General features: G+C 72.4%; 14 protein-coding genes. 5 read left to right on the forward strand and 9 right to left on the reverse strand.

The annotated features are described in order from the left end of the window. Positions 1 to 83 precede the first annotated feature (83 nt). The 5 genes from ACWCQ6_RS19885 to ACWCQ6_RS19905 are packed head-to-tail and all read left to right on the forward strand — an operon-like array spanning position 84 to position 10,537. Positions 84 to 3,701, forward strand: a complete 3,618-nt coding sequence (locus ACWCQ6_RS19885; RefSeq protein WP_451090873.1) for a WGR and DUF4132 domain-containing protein — start codon at positions 84 to 86, stop codon at positions 3,699 to 3,701. After that, a complete protein-coding gene (locus ACWCQ6_RS19890; RefSeq protein ID WP_451090875.1) occupies positions 3,698 to 4,834 on the forward strand; it encodes an ATP-binding protein in 1,137 nt (378 codons plus the stop codon). The genes ACWCQ6_RS19885 and ACWCQ6_RS19890 overlap by 4 nt, the downstream gene beginning before the upstream one ends. Then, positions 4,834 to 7,341 carry a DUF5682 family protein gene (locus tag ACWCQ6_RS19895; protein ID WP_451090877.1) on the forward strand — a complete coding sequence of 836 codons (2,508 nt, stop codon included), beginning with the start codon at positions 4,834 to 4,836 and terminating at the stop codon, positions 7,339 to 7,341. Before ACWCQ6_RS19890 ends, ACWCQ6_RS19895 begins: the two co-directional genes overlap by 1 nt. After that, entirely contained in the window at positions 7,338 to 8,531 is a 1,194-nt protein-coding gene (locus tag ACWCQ6_RS19900; RefSeq protein ID WP_451090879.1) for a VWA domain-containing protein, read from the forward strand. Before ACWCQ6_RS19895 ends, ACWCQ6_RS19900 begins: the two co-directional genes overlap by 4 nt. After that, positions 8,528 to 10,537: a hypothetical protein gene (locus ACWCQ6_RS19905; protein ID WP_451090881.1), complete on the forward strand. Its 2,010-nt coding sequence runs from the start codon at positions 8,528 to 8,530 to the stop codon at positions 10,535 to 10,537. Before ACWCQ6_RS19900 ends, ACWCQ6_RS19905 begins: the two co-directional genes overlap by 4 nt. Before the next feature lie 6 nt (positions 10,538 to 10,543). On the opposite strand, the gene ACWCQ6_RS19910 is transcribed toward ACWCQ6_RS19905, so the two are convergent. The 9 genes from ACWCQ6_RS19910 to ACWCQ6_RS19950 all read right to left on the reverse strand — a co-directional run bounded on the left by ACWCQ6_RS19910 (position 10,544) and on the right by ACWCQ6_RS19950 (position 20,773). Further along, positions 10,544 to 11,890, reverse strand: a complete 1,347-nt coding sequence (locus ACWCQ6_RS19910; protein WP_451090883.1) for a 6-phospho-beta-glucosidase — start codon at positions 11,888 to 11,890, stop codon at positions 10,544 to 10,546. Between the two features lie 149 nt (positions 11,891 to 12,039). Then, on the reverse strand, positions 12,040 to 13,587 hold the full coding sequence (locus ACWCQ6_RS19915; protein ID WP_451090885.1) for a cytochrome P450: 1,548 nt from the start codon (positions 13,585 to 13,587) through the stop codon (positions 12,040 to 12,042). Positions 13,588 to 13,656: 69 nt separating this feature from the next. Further along, positions 13,657 to 14,271 (reverse strand): GTP-binding protein, encoded by a 615-nt coding sequence (locus tag ACWCQ6_RS19920; RefSeq protein WP_451090887.1) that lies wholly within the window; start codon positions 14,269 to 14,271, stop codon positions 13,657 to 13,659. Continuing rightward, complete coding sequence (locus ACWCQ6_RS19925) at positions 14,252 to 14,623, reverse strand: DUF742 domain-containing protein (protein WP_451090889.1); 372 nt, start codon at positions 14,621 to 14,623, stop codon at positions 14,252 to 14,254. Before ACWCQ6_RS19925 ends, ACWCQ6_RS19920 begins: the two co-directional genes overlap by 20 nt. Next, positions 14,620 to 15,027: a roadblock/LC7 domain-containing protein gene (locus ACWCQ6_RS19930; RefSeq protein WP_072485038.1), complete on the reverse strand. Its 408-nt coding sequence runs from the start codon at positions 15,025 to 15,027 to the stop codon at positions 14,620 to 14,622. Before ACWCQ6_RS19930 ends, ACWCQ6_RS19925 begins: the two co-directional genes overlap by 4 nt. After that, the gene (locus tag ACWCQ6_RS19935; protein WP_451090891.1) at positions 15,024 to 16,646 is read right to left on the reverse strand and encodes a sensor histidine kinase; all 1,623 of its coding nucleotides are present in this window, start codon (positions 16,644 to 16,646) and stop codon (positions 15,024 to 15,026) included. The genes ACWCQ6_RS19930 and ACWCQ6_RS19935 overlap by 4 nt, the downstream gene beginning before the upstream one ends. A 569-nt stretch (positions 16,647 to 17,215) precedes the next feature. Next, positions 17,216 to 18,430 carry a threonine--tRNA ligase gene (gene thrS, locus ACWCQ6_RS19940; protein WP_451090893.1) on the reverse strand — a complete coding sequence of 405 codons (1,215 nt, stop codon included), beginning with the start codon at positions 18,428 to 18,430 and terminating at the stop codon, positions 17,216 to 17,218. Between the two features lie 220 nt (positions 18,431 to 18,650). Next, positions 18,651 to 19,157, reverse strand: a complete 507-nt coding sequence (locus ACWCQ6_RS19945; protein ID WP_451090895.1) for a MarR family winged helix-turn-helix transcriptional regulator — start codon at positions 19,155 to 19,157, stop codon at positions 18,651 to 18,653. Continuing rightward, a complete protein-coding gene (locus ACWCQ6_RS19950) occupies positions 19,154 to 20,773 on the reverse strand; it encodes an FUSC family protein (protein WP_451090934.1) in 1,620 nt (539 codons plus the stop codon). Before ACWCQ6_RS19950 ends, ACWCQ6_RS19945 begins: the two co-directional genes overlap by 4 nt. Positions 20,774 to 20,984 lie beyond the last annotated feature (211 nt).

The raw sequence follows: 20,984 nt of genomic DNA on the forward strand, positions 1-20,984 counted from the left end.
GTTGTCAGTGGCCCGTTCTACTGTGGCACCACTGATCGAAAAGCCCGCGGCGGAGCGGGCTGCGGGCGGGAAGGGGCGGAGCTGTGCGCCGCTGGGAGTACGTCGAGGGCAGTGCGTCGAAGTTCTGGGAGACCGAGGCCGAGGGCGCCGTGGTGACGGTGCGCTATGGACGGTGCGGTAGCGACGGACGCACTCAGACCAAGGAGTACGCGTCGGCCGAGGCCGCGGCGGCACAGGTCGCCAAGACGATCGCGGAGAAGGAGAAGAAGGGGTACCGCGAGGTCGGGGCGTCGGCTTCGGCCCCCGCTGCCGCCGTCGCCGTTCCTGCCCCGGACGCCACGACAACCGCCGCTCCCGGTGCGGTTCTGCAGGAGAACACCTCCGATCTCCCGGACGAGGACACCTTCACCCTGCCGGCCAACTGGAAGCGGGTGCTCCACCCCCGGCGCGGTGGAGTGCGCCGAGGACCGGTCAGGATCCGGCGGGAGACGTTCGACACGATCGAGGCCCGGCTCCGGGAGGACGCCGCCTGGATCCAGGAATTCGCGGACTCTCCGCGTTCGGACGCCGCGGTGGCCGAGTCGCTGCGCGCACACCTCGGCGGAAGTCCCTCACCGGCCGGTGCGGCCGCGCTGGCCGCGATCGCGGATGTCCCGGGGTGGGCGGACTTCTGGACCGAGCGCCACGGCCTGCCGTTCGCCGCAGTGACCGCGACCGAGGTGTTCTCGGTCGACGCCGACTGGCAGCAGAGCGGCCTCCGGAGGGGCGCGCCACGGCTGCTGGCACTCGCGGGCCCCCGCCACTCGTACTGGTCCTGGCATCACCGAGCGCCGATCGAGCGGGTCCGTGCGCTGCTCGCCGCGGCCGATGAGGAGACCTACCGGGCGGCGGTCGAGGCACTGGCCAGGTGCCGCACCGACGTCATGCGCAAGATCATCGTTTCCTATCTGGTGCCGAGCGAGACCCACTGGGTGGACGAGCTGTGCGCGGATCCGGCGGTGGGCGCGGAGCAGGACCGCACTCTGCGTGCCATGGTGTTCAGCTCGCTGTACTCGGCCGACCAGCTGGCACTGCTCCCCTACCGCCCCGACTTCACCCTCGGTGTCGCGATCATCGCCACAGTGGCCGAGGGCATCGGACCGGCCGTCTCCCAGCCGCTGGCCGCCACGCTCGACGGCAACCACTACTACTCGGACAGCGTGAAGCTCGCCGCCGAGGCCCTGGCGGAGCTGCCCACCGACGAGGCCTTCCTCGGCCTGCTGGCGCATGCGGACTCCAAGCACGTCCGCCCCTCGCTCCTGGAAGCCATGCGCCGCTATCCGGTGCGCGCGGTGCGTCTGCTGGCAGCGGAGGCGGGTGGCGGTTCGGCTGTGGCGTCCCGGTCCTTGCAACTGCTCCGGAGTCATGTCGGCGCCCACCGTGAGGTGATGATGTCGGCGCTGGGCGATCTCGGACCCGAGGTCGTGCAGATCGTCGAACCGCTGCTCAATCCGGCTGACCTCATCGCCGACGCACCGGCGGACACCCTGCCGGCCGTGCTGACGGCCCCGCCGTGGTCCCGGCCCCGCACCACCGTCAGGACCAAGGCCGTGACAGGGCTGACGGCGGTGTCCGAGCCCTCCCTGGAGTGGCTGCCCGGGGAACAGACCGCCTGGGCGGCCACCTCCTCCTGGTACACCACCAAGCGCGACAATGCCGATCTGAACGAGTACCTCGACGTCCTGCGCCACAACCCGGCCGCGGAGGATCTGCGACCGGCATGGGTGTTCGTCCACGGCGAAGAGGAAGTGGTCGCCCCGCTGCTCGCGACCTGGGATCCGACCGACCTGTGGGACGCCGAGGACACGCTCAAGCCGGTCGCCGCACGTTTCGGCCTGGCCGCGCTGCCGTTGCTCCTGCGCGCCGTTCCCCGGCAACCGAGTTCGCTCGCCCCGCTGCTGCTCCCGTACGTCGATGTCGAAGTCGCCCGGTACATGGCCAACTGGGCGGTCCGGCTCAAGTCCACTGCGACGACCGCCCGTTCCTGGTTCGCACGGCACGGCGTGGCGGCCGCCCCGTTCCTGGTGCCGGACGCCGTGGGCAAGGCGGGCGCCGCGCGGCGCTCCGCCGAGCAGGCGCTGACACTGATCGCCACGGTGCACGGCGACGCCGTGGTGCGCGAGGCCGCCCGGGCGTACGGCACGGAGGCGGCGGCAACGGTGGACGGGCTGCTGGCAGCGGACCCGCTGGAGCGGGCGCTGCCGGCCAAGATGCCGGTGCTGCCGGGTTGGGCGGAGCCCTCGGTGCTGCCGCAGATCCTGGTCCGGTCCGGCGGCGCGCTGCCGGTGGAGTCGGCGCGCCATGCCCTGACGATGCTGGCGCTGTCGAAGCCCGGTGAGGTGTATCCGGGAATCGCCGCGCTGACAGAATTGGCCACGGCCGATTCGCTCGCCGAGTTCGCCTGGGCCCTGTTCGAGCAGTGGCGGCTGGCGAACATGCCCGCGAAGGAGTCGTGGGCCCTGCACGCGCTGGGGTTGCTGGGTGACGACGGGACGGTCCGCCGGCTCACGCCGATCATCCGTGCCTGGCCCGGTGAGGGGGCCCATCACCGGGCGGTGGAAGGGCTCGACGTGCTGGCGTCCATCGGCAGCGATGTCGCGCTTCTGCATCTCCACGGCATCTCGCAGCGGGTGAAGTTCAAGGCGCTCAAGGTGCGGGCCCAGGAGAAGATCGCCGAGGTCGCCGCAGGGCTGGGGCTGACCGGCGAGCAGCTCTCCGACCGTCTGGTTCCGGACTTCGGCCTGGACGCGGACGGCTCGACCGTCGTCGACTACGGCACCCGTTCGTTCACGGTCGGTTTCGACGAGCAGCTGCGGCCGTACGTTCTGGACGGTGACGGCAAGCGTCGCAAGGACCTCCCGAAGCCGGGTGCCCGGGACGACGCGGAACTCGCCCCCGCGGAACGCAAGCGGTTCATGGCGCTCAAGAAGGACGTCCGGACGGTCGCCTCGGACCAGGTGAGGCGACTGGAGGCCGCGATGGTGGCCGGACGGTCCTGGACGGCCCAGGAGTTCCAGGAGCTGTTCGTAGGCCATCCCCTGCTGTGGCACCTGGTGCGCCGGCTGGTGTGGCTGAGCGGGACGGACGGTGCGGCGCGCACGGCGTTCCGGGTCGCGGAGGACCGTACGTTCGCCGACGTCGAGGACGATGTCTTCGTCCTGCCCGGCGACGCGACCGTGTGGCTCGCGCACCCGCTGCACCTGGGCGACGAACTGACCGCCTGGGCCGAGGTGTTCGCCGACTACGAGATCCTGCAGCCGTTCCCGCAGCTCGGGCGCACCGTGCTCACGCTGCCCGAGGAGGAGGCCGGTCAGTACCGGCTCCCCCGGTTCGAGGGTCTCAAGGTGCCGATCGGAAAGGTACTCGGGCTGGAGCGGCGTGGCTGGCGGCGTGGTGTCCCGCAGGACGCAGGGGTGGAGCGCTGGATCTCCAAGCGGCTGGGCGACGACTGCTATCTCGTGATCGCGCTGGACCCCGGCATCGCGGTCGGTGTGGTCGACATGTTCCCCGAGCAGGTTCTGGAGACGGTCTGGCTCGACAACCAGCCCGACGACCACTGGACACGGCGCACCCACTCGCTCCGGTTCGCCGGCCTGGACGCGGTGACCCTGTCCGAACTCCTCGTCGACCTGGCCGAACTCACCGAGGGCGTCGCATCGTGACCAAGAGGGACGAGATCCGTACCGGAACACCGGACGGCGACGCCGCACCCGTGCAGCGGCCCCCGGCCGAGGTGCGGTACGCCGAGGAGCTGACGGCCCTGCGGGCGGACGACCGCGATCCGCGTCCGCCCGGTTGGGAGCTGAGTCTGCGTGCCGCGCGCCGGTTCGTCATCGGTGATGTGGAGGCGGGCATCAGCCGGAAGTTCGTCGGCAACCCTTCACTGGTGGACCGCGCTCTGGTGACGCTGGCGACGAGCCGTGGGCTGATGCTCGTCGGGGAGCCGGGCACCGCCAAGTCGCTGCTGTCCGAACTGATCGCGGCCGCGGTCAGCGGGGACTCGACGCTGACGGTACAGGGCGGTGCGGCCACCACCGAGGACCAGATCAAGTACGGCTGGAACTACGCGCTGCTGGTCGCCGAGGGGCCCTCCACCCGGTCGCTCGTCCCCGCCCCGATGCTGCGGGGCATGGCGGAGGGCAGAACAGTCCGGTTCGAGGAGATCACCCGCTGCCCGCTGGAGGTGCAGGACTCGCTGCTGTCGCTGCTCTCCGAGCGGGTGGTGGCCATCCCCGAGCTGACCGGGCCCGACGGCATGGTCTTCGCCCGGCAGGGCTTCAATGTCATCGCCACGGCCAACACCCGGGACCGGGGTGTCAACGAGATGAGCGCGGCCCTCAAGCGGCGGTTCAACTTCGAGACGGTCTTCCCGATCCCCGACCTGGACACCGAACTGGCCCTGGTGGAGGCCGAGGTGACGACCCTGCTGCGGCGCTCCGGAGTGGAGCCGCCGCCGGACCGGGATGTGCTGGAGGTCCTGGTCGGTACGTTCCGGGAGCTGCGTTCGGGGGCCGGTGAGCGGAGCGGGTCCGGTGCCGGCCCGGACCGGCCCTCGGCGGTGATGAGCACGGCGGAGGCCGTGTCCGTCGCCCATGCTGTGGGGGTGCGCGGCTGGTTCCTGCGCGGCGAGCCCGGCAGTGCCGCCGATGTGGTGGCCTGTCTGGCCGGTACGGCGGCGAAGGACAGCCCCGAGGACCTGGCCCGGTTGCGCCGCTACCTGGAGCAGCAGGTGCCGCACCGTCGCGGTCCGCACTGGAAGGCCCTGCACGACGCACGCCATCTGCTGGCCGACTGATGTCCGCGGTGTTCCTGGGGGTGCGTCACCACTCCCCCGCCTGCGCACGGCTGGTCGAACGGACGATCGGTGAGCTCCGGCCCGCCCAGGTGCTCATCGAGGGCCCGGCCGAGATGAACGGGCGGCTGGACGAGCTGCTGCTCGGGCACGAGCTGCCGGTCGCGGTGTTCAGCCACTACCGCGACGGGGAGCGGGCCGCGACGTCCTGGACCCCGCTGTGCGACTACTCGCCGGAGTGGGTCGCGCTGCGGGCGGGGCGGGCAGCCGGGGCGGAGGTCCGCTTCATCGATCTGCCTGCCTGGCATCCGGCGTTCGCCGAGCGCGCCAACCGCTACGCCGACGCGGAGGCGCGCTATGCGGAGGCGACGGAGCGGCTGTGCCGGCACTTCGCGGCGGACTCCTCCGACGCCCTGTGGGACCGCCTGTTCGAGCTGGTGCCGCGGCAGGCGGCGTTCGCCCCGTCGCGGCGTCCGGCACGCACTCTCGCCGCACCGGACGAAAGCCCGAGTACGTCCAGTACAAGGGCTCACGGCCGGCACGCCGAGAGCACGCACCGGACGCCGCTCCTCGACGGGCAAGAATTGCCTGCCGCGGCACTGGAACCGGACGAGGGTCTCGCCGAGCGGCTCGACACGTACTTCGCGCTGGTCCGCGGTGACGCGGAGGCCGACGCGGGCGACCGGGCGCGGGAGACGTACATGGCCGCGTGGGTGCGCGCGGCGGTGGACGCCGCCGGGGACCGGCCGGTTCTGGTGGTCACCGGGGGCTTCCATCAGCCCGCGCTCCGTGCGCTCGCCGGATCCGGTGCGCCGGGCGGCACGGGCGGCGACGGCTGGGAGCGGGGCGAGGACGGCTGGCCCCGGGTGCCCGCCCCGCCGGGCGGTTCCATGGCCGGGAGTTTCCTCGTGCCGTACTCCTTCCGGCAGTTGGACGCGTTCGCCGGGTACCAGTCGGGGATGCCGTCGCCCGGCTACTACCAGCGGGTGTGGGAGACGGGTCCCGAGGCCGCGGCGAACGACTTGCTGCGGGTGGTCGTCGAGCGGCTGCGGGCACGGAAGTTCCCGGTGTCCACCGCCGATCTGATCGCTGCCCGGAGCCTGGCCCAGGGGCTCACGGCGCTGCGCGGCCATCCGAGCCCCGCCAGAATCGATGTGCTGGACGGCCTGGCGGGCGCCCTGATCACGGACGACCTGGACCGCCCGCTGCCCTGGACGGGCCGGGGCACCGTGACGGCGGGTGCCCATCCCGCGGTGGTCGAGATGGTCGCGGCCTGCAGCGGCGACCGCACCGGGCGGCTCCACCCCGGTACTCCGTCGCCGCCCCTGGTTCACGACGTCGCGGCGCAACTGGCCGGGCTGGCGCTGGACGGCGGTCCGGAGGCCACGTACCGCCTCGATCTCACGGACGCCACCGCTCTGGAACGCAGCCGGACGCTCCATCGGCTGCGGGTGCTGGGGATCCCCGGCCATGAGCGGACCGCCGGTCCCGCGCACGGTGTGGACCCGCTGTTCACCGAACGCTGGGAGGCGCGGTCCGTCGCGGGGCGCGAGGCCGCGCTGGTGGAGGCGGGGGCGTACGGGGCGACTCTGGCCGAGGCGTCGGCTGTCGCGCTCACCGAGCGGACGCGGGCCGGCTCGGCGGAGGCTGATCACCTGGCGGAAGCGCTGTTCGACGCCGTGCTGTGCGGGATGAACGGTCTCTCGGACCAGCTGCTGGGCGAACTCACCGCCCGCGTAAGTGGGTTGACCATGGCCGGTCCGCTCGGGGAGGTGCTCGCCACGGCGCTCGGGCTGTGGCGGCACGACCGGGTGTTCGGCATGGCGCGCGGTCCGTTGCTCGGCACCGTGATCGACGGGGCGACGGAGCGGCTGCTGTGGCTCCTGGAGGGTGCGCGCGGCTCGTCGGGGGTGGACTTCCCCCGGCTGCGGGCCGTGGTCGCGGTGCGCGACGCGGTGCTGCACGCACCGGAGTTGCTCTCCGTGACCCGGGAGACCGCGGCTGGTATCGCCTGGCGGATCGCGGGTGACCCCGAGGCACCGATCGATCTGCGCGGGGCCGCGTTCGGAATGCACCGCTCCCTCGGGCAGGTCCCGGGAGCATCCGGAGACCCGGCCGAGGCGGTGCGTACGGTGGCGAGGGCCGGTGCGGATGCGCTCGGCGACTGGCTGGCCGGGCTGTTCGCTCTCGCCCGCGACGAGGTGACGGGCGCGGTGGGCGGCGACGAGGGCGCCACATCGCTGATCGATGTGCTGGACGCCCTGGTCTGCGCGCTGCCCGACGACGAGTTCCTGTCCGGGCTGCCCGCGCTGCGACAGGCCTTCGCGTTCTTCCCGCCGCGCGAGCGGGACCGGATCGCCGGCCGCCTGCTGGAACGTCGTGGGGTGCGCGGCTCGTCGCGTTCCCTGCTGCGGACCACCGCGGACCCGTTGCTGATCGCCCGTGCCCGCGCCCTGGAGAAGTCCGTGTCCCGACTGCTGGCCCGCTACGAACTGGAAGCCACGCCATGACCACGCCCGAACAAGCACCCGGCCGGGGACCCGTGCCCGGAGAGGGGCCCGGCACGGCTCCCGACGCGGGCCTGGAGCGGTGGCGGCTGGTCCTCGGCTCCGCCGCCGAACGCCACACCGGGCCGCTGGGGCCGGGCAACGCCGGCCGCGACGCCGCCCTCGACTGGCTCTACGGCCGCGACCCCGACCTCGCCCGGCGAGGGGTGCGCCGTTCCGGCACCACCTCCCGGGAGGGCGGCGACGGCCCGTCCGCGGTGACCGCGATCGACTGGCTCGACGACATCCACCGGCTCTTCCCGAAGGAGACCATCGAGCGCCTGGAGCGCGATGCCGTCGAGAAGTACGGGATCCAGGAGATCGTCACCGACCCCGCGGTGCTGGAGCGGGTCGAGCCGAGCCAGACCCTGCTCCGTGCCGTGCTGCGCACCAAGCACCTGATGAACCCGCAGGTGCTTCGGCTGGCCCGGCGCATCGTCGAGTCGGTGGTGAAGCAGCTCCTGGCCAGGCTCCGGCCGGAGATCCGCCGGGCGTTCCACGGCACCCGCTCCCGCAGGCCGAGCCGGGTCCCGCTGGCGAGGGACTTCGACTTCCAGCAGACCGTGAAGGCCAACCTCGCCCACTACCAGCCCGCCGAGCGGCGCCTGCTCATCGAGCGCGCCCACTTCCACTCCCGTACCCGGCGCCATGTGACGCAGTGGCAGCTGATCCTTCTGGTCGACCAGTCGGGCTCGATGGCCGGATCAGTCATCCACTCCGCGGTGACCGCCGCGTGCCTGTGGGGTCTGCCCGGCCTGAAGACGCACCTGGTCGCCTTCGACACCCAGGTGGTGGACCTCACCGCCGACGTGACCGATCCGGTGGAGCTGCTGATGCGGGTCCAGCTGGGCGGTGGCACCAACATCGCGCGGGCCGTGGAGTACGGCGCGGGCCTGGTGGAGAACCCCCGGCGCACGATCGTCGCGCTGATCACCGACTTCTACGAGGGCGGCGACGCCTACCGGCTGGTGCGGGCGGTGCGGGGGCTGGTGGAGCAGGGCTCGACCGTGCTGGGGCTGGCCGCGCTCGACGAGGACGCCGAGCCGGACTACGACCGGCTGACGGCCGGGCAGCTCGCCTCGGCCGGGGCGCACGTCGGAGCGATGACGCCTGGCCGGCTCGCCGAGTTCGTGGCCGAGAGGCTGGGCCGATGACCGACGCAGGCACCAGCACCGCCGTACGGCCCGATCTGCTCGCCCTCACCCCGGAGACCCTCGCCGCACTTGCCAACCGCGGCCTGGTCAAACGCGCCACGAAGGAGCTGGACGCGGGGACGGTGCCCGCTCTCACGACCGATCCGGACACCACGGTGCGGGCCCGCTTCGCCGACGGCACCACCGCGGCGCTGCCGCCCGGCACCGGTCTGGACGAGGGCGACTGCACCTGCGCCGCACCCGGTGTGTGCCGCCACCTCATCGCCCTGGTGCTGGCCCATCAGCGGGGTGCCGCGGCCGATCCGGACAGCGCCCCCGCCACGTTCACCGACTGGTCGCCCGGTGGCACCGACGACGCGGCTCTGACCGAGGCCGTCGGCGCCCGCCCCCTCGCCGCGGCCCGACGCACCTTCGAGCGGGGCTACGCCGCCGTGGTGCACCGCCCCTCCCCCGATCACCCCGAGCCCCGGGTCGAGCTCCCCACCTGCGCGGTGCGTTTCCCGGTCCCCGGTGAGATCGCCTACGCGTTGACGGACGCGGCGGCCGCTCTGCGCGGCGAGGTGGTGGCGCTCGCGGTATGGGCGTTCCGGGCCGCCGACGCCGTGGACGCCGAGGAGCGTTCCGTACCTGTCCAGGTCGGTGGCCGCCCCACCGCACCGGCCACGGCCCTGCCCGCGCTCGACGCGGCCATAGGGCTGGCGGACGAGCTGCTGGCGGAGGGCGTGGCCCACGTCGGGCCGGTGCACGGTGGAGCCCTGGCGCGCGCCGGTGCCGCGCTGGCCGCCGCATCGATGCACTGGCCGGCGGGCGCGCTCGCCGAGCTGACGGACCAGCTCACGGCGTACGCCGACCGCACCGCCCACTACCGTCCGGAGTCGGTCGCCGCTCTGCTCACCGAGCTGCACGCCCGGCGACGGGCCGCCGCGCATCCCGGTGTGCTCGGCACCCGCGAGGCCGGGGACACCCCGCTGCGCCGGGTCCGGCTCGTCTCGCTCGGCTGCCGCGTCCACGGCACCGCGCAGTCCCTGGTCTCCGAGGTGTACTTCGCCCACCCCGGCGCGGGCACCGTCCTCGTGCTGCGCAAGACCTGGACGGCCCCCGAGGGCAAGGAGCTCTCCGCCCATCAGCTGGCCACCCGTCGTGTCCTGGCCACACCGCTGGGCTCGTTGGCCACCGGAACCCTGGTCAGTGAGAGCGTCCGGCGCACTCCGAGCCGCGCGCTGGCGGTCGCCCGGGGCAGGCTCGGCACGACGACCATCACCCCCGTCGGCGCCGCCTGGACGGAGCTTCCCCACCCGTTGCTGGTACCGGATCTGACCGCCCTGGTGTCGGGCTGGGACGGCAGGCCGCCCCGGCTGATCCGGCCTCGGGTCGAGGCGGAGGCGGTCCATGTCGTCGCGCTGTCAGAGGTGGAGAACGTCGGTTACGACCCCGCTGAGCAGCGCCTGGAAGCCGTGGTGCACGACGCGGCGGGGACACGGGCGCTGGTGACGTCGGAGTACCGGCCGCAGTGCCCCGGCGCGCTGGACGCCCTGGCCGACGCTCTGAAGGGCGGCGCCACACACATCAGCGGTTCGCTGTACCGGTCCGGCGGTGGAGTCCGGATCGATCCGCTCGCGGTGCTCACCCCGGCGGGGACGGTCGTGCCCGATCTCGCCGCAGGCGACGGTTCCACGGCACTGGCGGCGGTGGGGCGACGCCCGTCCGAGCCGCTGACGGCGGCGCTGGACGAGGCGATGTCCGCCATGTCGGCGGTGCCGCACAGCGGGCTGCGCCATCTGAACGTCCCCGCCCGCGCCCGGATCGACGAAGCGGCGACCGCACTCTCCCGTACCGGCCTGACTCGTGCCGCGGCCCTGCTGCGCGCCTTCACCGAGACCCTGGACGACGGGACCATGCCGGACGGGGAGGCCCTCGCCGCCCGTTCCGGGGCGTGGCTGGCGGCCCAGCTCCACCTCCTGGTCAGCAGTGAACTCCGCTCCTGCGGAGCGGGGTCCGAGGCCTGAGGGACGTCAGGGCCGGTGCAGGTAGGCGAGACCGGGATGGACCTTGATGTACCCGTCGACGAGGCGGCCGGCCACGGTCACCGAGTCGACCAGCGGGTGCAGTGCGAAGGCCTTCACGGCGGCGGCCCGGGAGCCGCTCCCCGCCGCCTCCAGTACCGCGCGCTCGACGGCCTTCACCGCGGTGACCAGTCCGACGGCGTGGTACGGAAGCGGGTCGGCGGCGACGGGATGGGCGCCGTTGGCGTCGACCAGGCACGGCACCTCGATCACGGCGTCCGGGTCGAGCACCGAAAGCGTGGTGCGGTTGCGGACGTTGAGGATGAGCGAGGTCCGTTCGTTGCGGGCGACGGCCCGCATGAGGGCGAGCGCCACCTGCTCGTAGCCACCGGACTCCAGATCGCTCTCGTCCCGCTCGCCGACCCCCGCGACCTCCCTGTTCTCCGACATGTAGGTGGCCTCGCGCTCGGCGCGCGTGCGGTCCCAGGTGGACAGGGCGGGGGTGGCGGGGTCCTTCATCCGGGCGTAGAAGCCCTCCTGCTGTTCGCGGAGGAAGGCACCGCGGGTCCGTTCGGCGTCCTGGCAGGCGCGTACCGCTTCCCGGTTGAAGTAGTAGTAGTGCAGGTACTCGTTGGGGACGGCGCCCAGCGACCGCAGCCAGTCGGTGCCGAAGAGCCTGCCCTCCTCGAAGGAGCCGAGGAGTTCCGGGTCCGCGAGCAGCCTGGGGAGTTCGTCCCGGCCGTCGACGTACAGTCCGCGGACCCACCCCAGGTGGTTGAGCCCGACGTAGTCGACCCGGGCCCGGTCGGGGTCGGCGCCGAGCACCCGGGCGAGGCGGCGGCCGAGGCCCACCGGCGAGTCGCAGATGCCGATGACCCGGTCACCCAGGTGGCGGGACATGGCCTCGGTGACCAGGCCGGCCGGGTTGGTGAAGTTGATGACCCAGGCCTCGGGCGCGAGCCGGGCGATGCGCTGTGCGAGGTCGACGGCGACCGGCACGGTGCGCAGGCCGTACGCGATGCCGCCGGCGCCGACCGTCTCCTGGCCGAGCACGCCTTCGTCGAGGGCCACCCGTTCGTCTGCCGCCCGGCCTTCGAGGCCGCCGACGCGGATCGCCGAGAAGACGAAGTCGGCGCCGCGCAGTGCTTCGTCGAGTTCGGCGGTGGCGGTGACGGTGGGCGCGTCCGGTACGCCGGCGGCCTGTTCGCCGAGGACCCGGGCCACGGCGGCGAGCCGGTCGGCGTCGGTGTCGTGGAGGGTGACCGCCGTGACGCGGCCTTCGGCGTGGTCGGCGAGCAGCGCCCCGTACACGAGTGGAACCCGGAATCCGCCGCCGCCCAGAATTGTCAGCTTCACGCTTGTGCATGGTACGGGGACCGGAGCCGTCCGGGGCCGAGCGACCCCGGACGGCGGCTACCGCCCGATGCGCCCGGCCCGGCGGCCGCGGGCGGGAGGATCCATGACCGCCGGGCCGGATGCCGGGCCCGACTCCGCGCCGAGCCGGGTCAGCTGCCGCCCCACCAGCGCGAAACGGCCCGCCACAGCCGTGCCGGCGCGGACTCGCCGCGCTGCTGCGGGATCCGGCCGACGGGGGACGGTGCGCAGGCCGCGCTCTCCGGCTCGTCGACAGCGGTGGCCGTCGCACCCGTGGGCGCGGCGGCCGGGGCACGCCCGGGGGTGGGTGCGGTGTGCCGCACCGTCGCCTGCACCTCCCAGTCCTGGCGCGGCGGGTTGGGCCTCCCCATGGACGGCGGTTCCTTGTCGTCCTGCGGGGCGCGCGCGGCGAAGTCCGCCGGGAGCTCCACCAGGTGCCTGCTCATGATGTTGCCGATCCAGCTCAGCTCGCTCTCCTCGACGGCGAGTTCGAGGTCGGGCAGCCGCATCAGCAGGGCGTCGACACCGACGTCCGCGATGGCGCGTCCGATGTCCTGGCCGGGGCATTCGTGGGGGCCGCCGCTGAACGCGAGGTGGGCACGGTTGCCCGCCATGTCGGCGGTCAGATCGGGTCGGACCACCGGGTCGGTGTTGGCCGGTGCGATGCCGACGATCAACGCGTCGCCCGCCTTGATCTGCTTCCCCCCGAGCTCGGTGTCACCCACCGCCCATCGGCCGAAGACCGCAGTATACGGCGGCTCGTCCCACAGCGTCTGCTCGACCGCCTCGGGCACTGTCATGTGCCCGCCGCTGAGCCTGGCCCGGAAGCGCGGGTCGGTGAGCACCATGCGCAGGACATTGGCGATCAGGTTGACGGTCGCCTCGTAGGAGGCGATGAGGATCAGCCTGAGGTGCTCGCTGACCTCCTGGTCGTTCAGCCCGGCGGGATGCTCGACGAGCCAGGTGGCGAAGTCGTCCGCGGGTTCGCGCCGGCGGCGCTGGACGAGCCGGGACAGCACGTCGACCACATAGGCGTTGCTCGCGACGGCGGTCGCCGTGCCCCGGGTCATGTCGCGGGCGGCCTGGACCATCCGGTCGTTGTACTCCTCGGGCATGCCGATGATCGCGCACATCACCATCATCGGCAGCCGCTCGGCGAACTGGCTGACCAGGTCGACACGGCCCTGCTGGCAGAAGTCGTTGACGAGCCGGTTGCTGTAGCGGTTGACGTGGCGGCGGACGCCGCGGGTGTCGATCCGGCCCATGCTGTCGGTGACAGCGCCGCGCAGGCGTTCATGGGTGGCGCCGTCGGCGAACGCACACATCGGCTGCCAGGTGAAGATCGGGGCCAGCGGGTGGTCCGGGGCGACGCTGCCGTCCTGCAGGGCCCGCCACCGCCGGGAGTCGCGGGAGAACTGTGAGGGCGTGCGGGTCATGTGCAGGTTCTCGCTGTGCCCGAGGACCAGCCAGGCGGGCACGTCCCCGTGGAGCAGCACGGGGGCCACGGTGCCGTGTTCGGCTCGCAGCTTGTCGTAGAGCCCGTGGGGGTCCCGCTCGGCTTCCGGGCCGTAGAACCGGCGCAGTCCGCCGGGGCCGATGCCGAGGCCGTGGGCCGGGCACTCGGGGGGCGGAACCGGCCCCTGGGCCGCTCCGGGCTCGTAGTGGAATGGGGTTGTCACGATCGCTCCAGGGATCAGGCTTCCAAGTACCGGACTGATGGGGATGCGCGCGGGGGGTTGGTACTGCGGTCAGGCGAGCGGGAGGGCCAGACTGTGCAGATAGCGCATCAGGGTCATCAGCACGTCGCGGCTGGAGCCGCGCAGTCGGGCGTCGCAGTCGATCATCGGGACCTCCTCGGGGAGGTCCAGGGCGCTCCGCAGCGCCTCGACGGGGTGTTTCGGGGCGCCGGGGAAGGTGTTGATGGCGACGACGAACGGCACGCCGCGCTCCTCCAGTCTCCCGATGACGTCGAAGCTGACTTCGAGACGCCGGGTGTCGATGAGGACCACCGCGCCGAGGGCACCTTCGAACAGGCCGTTCCACAGGAACCAGAAGCGTTCCTGGCCCGGGGTGCCGAACAGATAGAGGATCAGCTCCTTGCTGATGGAGATCCGGCCGAAGTCCATGGCGACGGTGGTGGCGGTCTTGCTCTCCACCCCGTAGTTGTCGTCCACGCCGACACCGGCCTGGGTCATGGTCTCCTCGGTGGTCAGCGGCCGGATCTCGCTGACGGAACCGACCATGGTCGTCTTGCCGACCCCGAACCCGCCGACGATCACGACCTTCACCGCGGCTGTCGCCGTGGTGGGAAGGACGTCCTCGCGCCGGGGGCCGGTGATCGTGTCAGAGCTTCTGAAGTCCATGCATCACCGCTTCGAGAAGGGACCTGTCCGGGAGAGTGGCGCGGACGAGGGGCGCGCGCGATTCGATGAGCCCGGCAGCGAGGAGTTCGGTGAGGAGCGAGGTCACCACGCTGAAGGGCAGACCGAGGTATGCCGAGATCTCGGCGACGGATAACGGCGCCTGGCACAGCCGCAGGATCACGGCCTGCTCGGGCTGGACCGTCGGCGTCGGCTGTGCCTGCGCGACGATCATCGTGACCAGGTCGAGCTGTGCCCGCTCGCTGCCGTCGGGATCGCCGGTGATCACATACAGCCGTTCCGGATCGCTCAGTGCCGGATCGGCCTTTCGGCGTTCTCTTCGGGGAGAGTTCATCCGGCCTGCCCGTCGTGCCGGGGCGGACTCGTCAGATGGGCACCGATCCTGACGACCATGTCGCGCATCCGCGATCCGACGAGCCCCGCGTCGACCGTCTCGCCGGCGAGGACCGCGAGGTACGCGCCCGTTCCGGCGGCCATCAAGTAGAAGAAGCCGCCGGTGACTTCGATGACGACCAGTCGCATGACGCCGTCGCTGTAGGGGATTTCGGAGGCGACCGCGGCGGCCAGGCTCTGCAGCCCGGCGCAGGCCGCCGCGAGACGGTCGGCGACATCGGGATCGCCGCCGTGCCGGGCGATACGCAGACCGTCGGCGGAGAGCACCACGATCTGGTGAATGTCCGGTACGTCGTCGGCCAGTTCCTTGAGCATCCAGTCCATGTTTCCCCGCTGCTGGATCACTTCAGGTCTCCCTTGTCCCACGCATCGTCAGAGTCTTCGTCGGTCTTCGGGTCCTGCGGCACACCGTTGACCGCGTTGGTGAAGGCCTCCAGCCAGAGTCCGGGAGGCTGCTCCTTGCCGCCGGGTCCGCCGGGTCCATGACCGTTGGTGTGGCCGTTGGTGTAGCCGTTGCGCTGGCCTGCGGTGGGGTCGGCGGGCTGGGCCGGAAGGTTGTGCGAACCCAGGGGCGCCCGGCCGCGACTGCGGCGCTGCGGCAGCCCGCCCGCGGTCCACTCGGTCACCACGGGGACGTCGTCCTCCATGGCGGTCGCGGGAACGACCGGCCGGGTGACGGGTGCGACCGGACCGGTGGCGGGTCGCTGGGCCACGGGGGTACGGGGCTTGCGGCGGGCCGGCACGACGTGCTTCATGGCCTCCTGGTCGATGTCGCTGGTGGGCCTCGACGTGGCGCCGATGCCGTGCGCGATCCCGGGAGCGGGCCCGGTGGTGATCATGGCGCGGGGCACGATGAGCACGGCTCGGACACCGCCGTACGCGGACTGCCGCAGCGAGACCTGGAGGTCGTACATCCGCGAGAGCCGGCCGACGACGGCCATGCCGAGGCGTGGGGACTCGCCGAGGTCGTTCATGTTGGAGCCGGCCTGGGCCCTGGCGAGCATGTTCTCGGCCCGCGAGCGGGCCTCCTCGCTGAGCGAGACGCCGCCGTCCTCGATCTCGATGGCGATGCCGGTCTGCACCTCGACGGCGGTGACGTGCACCCGGGTCTGCGGGGGCGAGTAGCGGGTGGCGTTGTCGAGCAGTTCGGCGCAGGCGTGGATGAGCGGCTCGACGGCGGTGCCGATGATGGCGACCTTGGCGATCGAGTGCAGATCGACGCGGGGGTATTCCAGGATCCGCGACATGGCACCGCGCAGCACGCTGAACAGCGGTACGGGCTTGGGCCACTGGCGGCTGGGCCGGGCGCCGCCGAGTACCGCGATGGAGTCGGCCAGGCGGCCGATCAGCGCGGTGCCGTGGTCGATGCGGAGCAGGTCGTCGAAGACGTCGGGGTTGCGCCCGTGGTGCTCCTCCATCTCGCGCAGTTCGCTCGCCTGGCGGTGGACGATCGCCTGGACGCGCCGGGCGACGTTGACGAAGGCGCGTTGCGCGGAGTCACGCATCGCCTCTTCGTTGTCGATGATGTTCAGCACCGTGTAGACGAGGGTGCGCTGGGCGTCGGGGAGATCGCGGTACAGCTCGTCCGCGTCGACGACGTCGCGGAGCACCTCTTCGGGCGAATTCCCCACGCGCAACCGGTGGATGGCGGCCGGCAGGAGTTCCTTGCTGATCCGCACGGTCTCGTCGTCGTGGGAGGCGATGCGCCGCTCCAGATCGGCGAAGCGCCTTTCGTACACCGCGCGCTGGCTGCGCAGGTCGCGCGCCCGGCGGGCGAGCTGGACGCTCAGCGCGACGACCACGACGGTGGCGACGGCGCCGCACCATACGACTGGTATGCGGGCGGCCGCGGAAACCATGGCCACCGCGGCTGCGGTGGCGCCACCCATCAGGAGCACGGGCAGCAACACGGCACGAGCGACGGAGGCTTCTCGGTCGATCGGCGGTGATTCAACACGAACCATCTAGGACCTCTGGCGGTTGATTCGGGAGGTATACACGCTTGCAGGGCAGTCGGGAACAAGCGCTCGAATTCACATCAACTCGACTTCACTGCGCGTGAGCTTAGTCAGATCGAATCAGTGCTTCGGCATATTCACCCAACCCCCTGCGCGAGCGCTCCAGCGGTAATACACTCACGAGTTTTTGCACACACCGCCGTCACGCGCGCACAGGGAGTGACACCAGGCGCGATCCGACGAGGCGAAGGGGCGTCCGCACCGGAGAGCGGGACGGCGTCCGAGTCCGTCACGACATCAGGTCGGGCCAACCCGCCGATCACGTACGGTGGTTGCGGAGGAGGCGGCGCCATCCGACGTGACCGGCCAATGCATTGCCGGTTCGAGCCGGCGCGACCGGCTCGCCCTGATGGCCTCGGTACCCGCAGACCGCAGCGACGACGCGGCTCTCGCCCGGCGCGCCGGGGAACTCAGCCTGTCCGCCACACTGTTGAGCACGGCCTGAACGGTCCCTGCGATCGGGAGGTGGCAGCGGACCACCGTGCTCGGGCGGTCCGCTGCCGTTTTCGCCTCTCCTACGCCCGGAACTCGATGCTGTGCGCGTCCACCAGCGCGGCGATCCGGGCGAGAACCTCGTCCGCGGGCCGCGGATCGAGCCGGGTTCCGTCGCGCAGGCGCAGGGCCACCTGCCCCTCGGCCGCTTCCCTGGCCCCGATGACCGCCTGGCCGGGCACCAGGCGGGCTTCCCGGATGCGGGCGCTCAGGGTGCCGCGTTCCGGTCCGGCGATCCCGGCCCGCAGCCCCAGGCCGGCGCACTGCCGGGCGAACGCCTCGGCCCTTGGCAGTTCGGCGCCCGAGACCGGGAGGATCGCCAGCTGAGTGGGGGCGAGCCAGGCGGGGAGGGCCCCGCCGTGCGCCTCGATCAGATGGGCGACGGCCCGCTCCACGCTGCCGATGATGCTGCGATGGACCATGACGGGCCGGTGTTTCGCTCCGTCGGCACCGATGTAGTGCAATGCGAACCGGACCGGCTGGTGGAAGTCGATCTGGACGGTGGACAGGGTGGACTCCCGGCCCGCGCCGTCGGCGACCTGGACATCGATCTTGGGGCCGTAGAACGCGGCCTCGCCCTCGGCCGCCTCGTAGGCCACTCCCGAGCGGTCGAGGACCTCGGTCAGCAGAGCGGTGGACCGCTGCCACATCCCGGGGTCGTCGACGTACTTGCCGCCCGGGCCCGGGAGGGAGAGCCGGTAGCGGGCCGCGCTGATGCCCAGCGCCCGGTACGCCCCGCCGATCAGCTCCAGCGCGGCCCGCGCCTCCTCGGCCACCTGGTCCGGGGTGCAGAAGATGTGCGCGTCGTTCAGCTGGATGGAACGCACCCGGGTCAGTCCGCCGAGTACTCCGGAGAGTTCGGAGCGGTACATGCCGCCCAGCTCGGCCATACGCAGCGGCAGTTCACGGTAGCTGTGCGAACGGGAGCGGTAGACGACCGCGTGGTGCGGACACAGGCTGGGCCGCAGCACCACCTGCTCCCCGCCCAGGTCCATCGGCGGGAACATGTCGTCGCTGTAGTGCGACCAGTGCCCGGAGATCTCGTACAGCTCCCGTTTGCCGAGCACCGGCGAGTACACATGCCGGTAGCCCGCCCGCTGTTCGGCGGTGCGGATGTACTCCTCCAGGGTGTGACGCACGGCAGCGCCGTCGGGCAGCCAGTACGGCAGTCCCGCGCCGATCAGCGGGTCGGTGTCGAACAGGCCCAGCTCGCGGCCGAGCTTGCGGTGGTCGTGCATGGCGGTCTCCTCGCGGTCGTCGGGCGGGTGACCGCAGGACGAAGCCCCGGGGCACTCGCCCCGGGGCTTCTCACTGCACAGCTGTCAGCGCGCCGGGACACTCTCCGGCGTCGTCGTCATGGCAGCGCGCTTCATGCGGTGGACGCTAGCAGCGGCGCACCGGCGTCCGCGCGGCATTTTTTCCCGCGCTGCCGGGACGGCCCCGCACACCCGCCCCGGTTCAGCGCCGGACGCCGCCGATCCGTCCCTCCAACTGCACCAGCAACTCGCTGAGCTGGGCGCTGAGCCGAGTACGGGACTGCTCGTCGAGGCCGGACAGCACCGTGCGTTCGTACGCGAGCTGCCGGGGCAGCAGCATGTCCACCAGCTCGCGGCCCTGCTCGGTGAGGCGGATGTGGTTGACGCGGCGGTCGCGGTCGTCGCTGCGGCGGTCGACCAGACCCCGCTCCTGGAGGACCCGCAGGCGCTTGGTGACCGCGGCGCCGGACGAGAAGGTCTCCCTGGCCAGTTCGCCGGGGGTGAGTTCGCGGTCGGTGCGGCGTACGGCACCGAGCAGGTCGAACTCGGCACGGGTCAGGCCCGCGGCGCGCAGCGGGGCGTCCTCCGCCTGCTGGAGCAGGGCCGCGCAGCGGTTGATGCGGCCGATGAGTTCCATCGGTCCGGTGTCCAGCTCCGGGTTGACGGCCTGCCACTGCCGTACCACCGAGGCGACGATGTCGTCGGTCACACCGCTCCGTTCTCCGGGGCGCGGGCCATCGACCCCCGCCGTGTTGCTGTAGCGGCGAGCGTACGGTGTCCGGCCTGCTCGGCGGCGAGGACCTGCTCCTGGGGCAGGGCGCGCTGCCACCATTCGCCCGCCGCGGTGTCGTCCGCCTCGCGCAGTTCGACGAGCGAACCGGTCAGCCGGCGGTGGGCGGCGTCGAGTGCGGCGGGCGTGGGCCGGGGGGCGGCCAGCGTCTGTACGGCGTGGGCACGGGCCAGGTCGGTGGCGGCCAGGGCCTTCTCCAGGCGCCCTGCGGCCCGGCGGTTGGTCACCAGCATGGCGGCGAGGATGCCCGCCCCGGCGCCGATGACGGTGTCCAGGACCCGGTCGCCGATGAGTTCACCCGCCGGGTGGGTGCCGCCGAATTCCAGGACCAGCAGCGCCATCGGGGTGACGGCGACGGAGCCGAGCCAGTAGTTGCGGGTGATCAGGGCCTCGGCCGCGAATCCGAAGAACAGGCAGCAGCCGATGAGGGCCAGCGGTCCGGTGCGGCTGACCGGGAGGACGGCAGCGAAGACGAGGACGCCGAGCAGATTGCCGAGGGTGCGCTGGAGGGCCCGGTTCCAGGACAGTGTCACGTTCGCCTGGTACAGGGAGGCGGCGGTGACGATCGCCCAGTAGGGGCGGCCGACGCCGACCGCCTGGGAGACGTATCCGGCCAGGGCGCAGCCGATGAGTGCGCGGGCGCCGATGGGCAGCAGCGGGGAGCCCGGGGCGAGGCTGCGGAGCAGGGCGCGGCGGGCGTCGCGGCGGCTTCCACTGTGCCGGGCGGCCCGTTCGGCATCGATGCCGAACAGTTCCTCGGACGTACCGGGGGCGGCCGGCGGGGTGGGGACGGGGCCGCGGGCGCGGGTCTGCCGGGCCCAGGCGCGGAGCCGGTCGGGGTCGGGAGCGGGGACGAGCGGGGAAGCGCCGGGGGTGACCGAGGCGAGGGCGGCTTCGGCACGGACCACGAGGCGTTCGAGAGCCCGGCGTGCGGGCGTGGGGCGTCCGGCGGCGAGCAGGGTCTGCCAGGCCCCGTGCACGGCGGCGGCCGCGGCGTGCCGGGTGCGGTGACCGGGGTCGGCGAGGTATGCCGCGGCGGCGTCGAGGGCGCGGGCCGTCGCCCGTCGCTCCGGGCCTTCCCTGCGCAGGAGTGCGGGGCCGGCCGTGACCAGCCAGGCGATCACGCCGGCGGCCAGGGTCAGTGCGAGATGGCCGGGCACCTCACCGAGACGCTGTGGGGCGAAGAGCGCGGCGGAGGTGACGAAGGTGAAGATCACCGGTCCGGGCGGTCCGATGCGGGTGGCGTCGCAGAGCGTCTTCTGCCCGGCCGCGAGCAGGGCCCCGACCGCGATCAGCACGGCGGTCGACCCGGTGAGAGAGGCCGTGACCAGGGATATCGCCATGCCGATGACCATGGCGAGGACGACTCCCGCGACGGCCCTGGCGCGGCGGGCGTACGGCAGGTTGTGGCCGTACAGCGCGCAGAGCGAACCGGCCATCGTGTACATCACGAGGTCGAGCCGGTCGACGGCGAAGAGCAGCAGATCCGGTACGGCGGTGGCGATGACCACGCTCAGTGCCGGTTTGAACCACATGTCCGAGGGCCGGGCGAGACGCAGCGGGGCTGCCAGCGGGAGTCTGCGGACGGCGGGCTGCCGGGACCAGGTAGTTGCCTCACTCACCCAAACACTTTAGCAGGTATTACACCCGTAAAACATCTTTCCCCGATGGCCGCTTCCGGCACGAGGTCATAGCGTTCGACTGCGCACGGATAGGCAAGTTCGCGCACGCGTACGCATTGCATGC

The sequence above is a fragment of the Streptomyces sp. NPDC001880 genome (assembly GCF_053594575.1).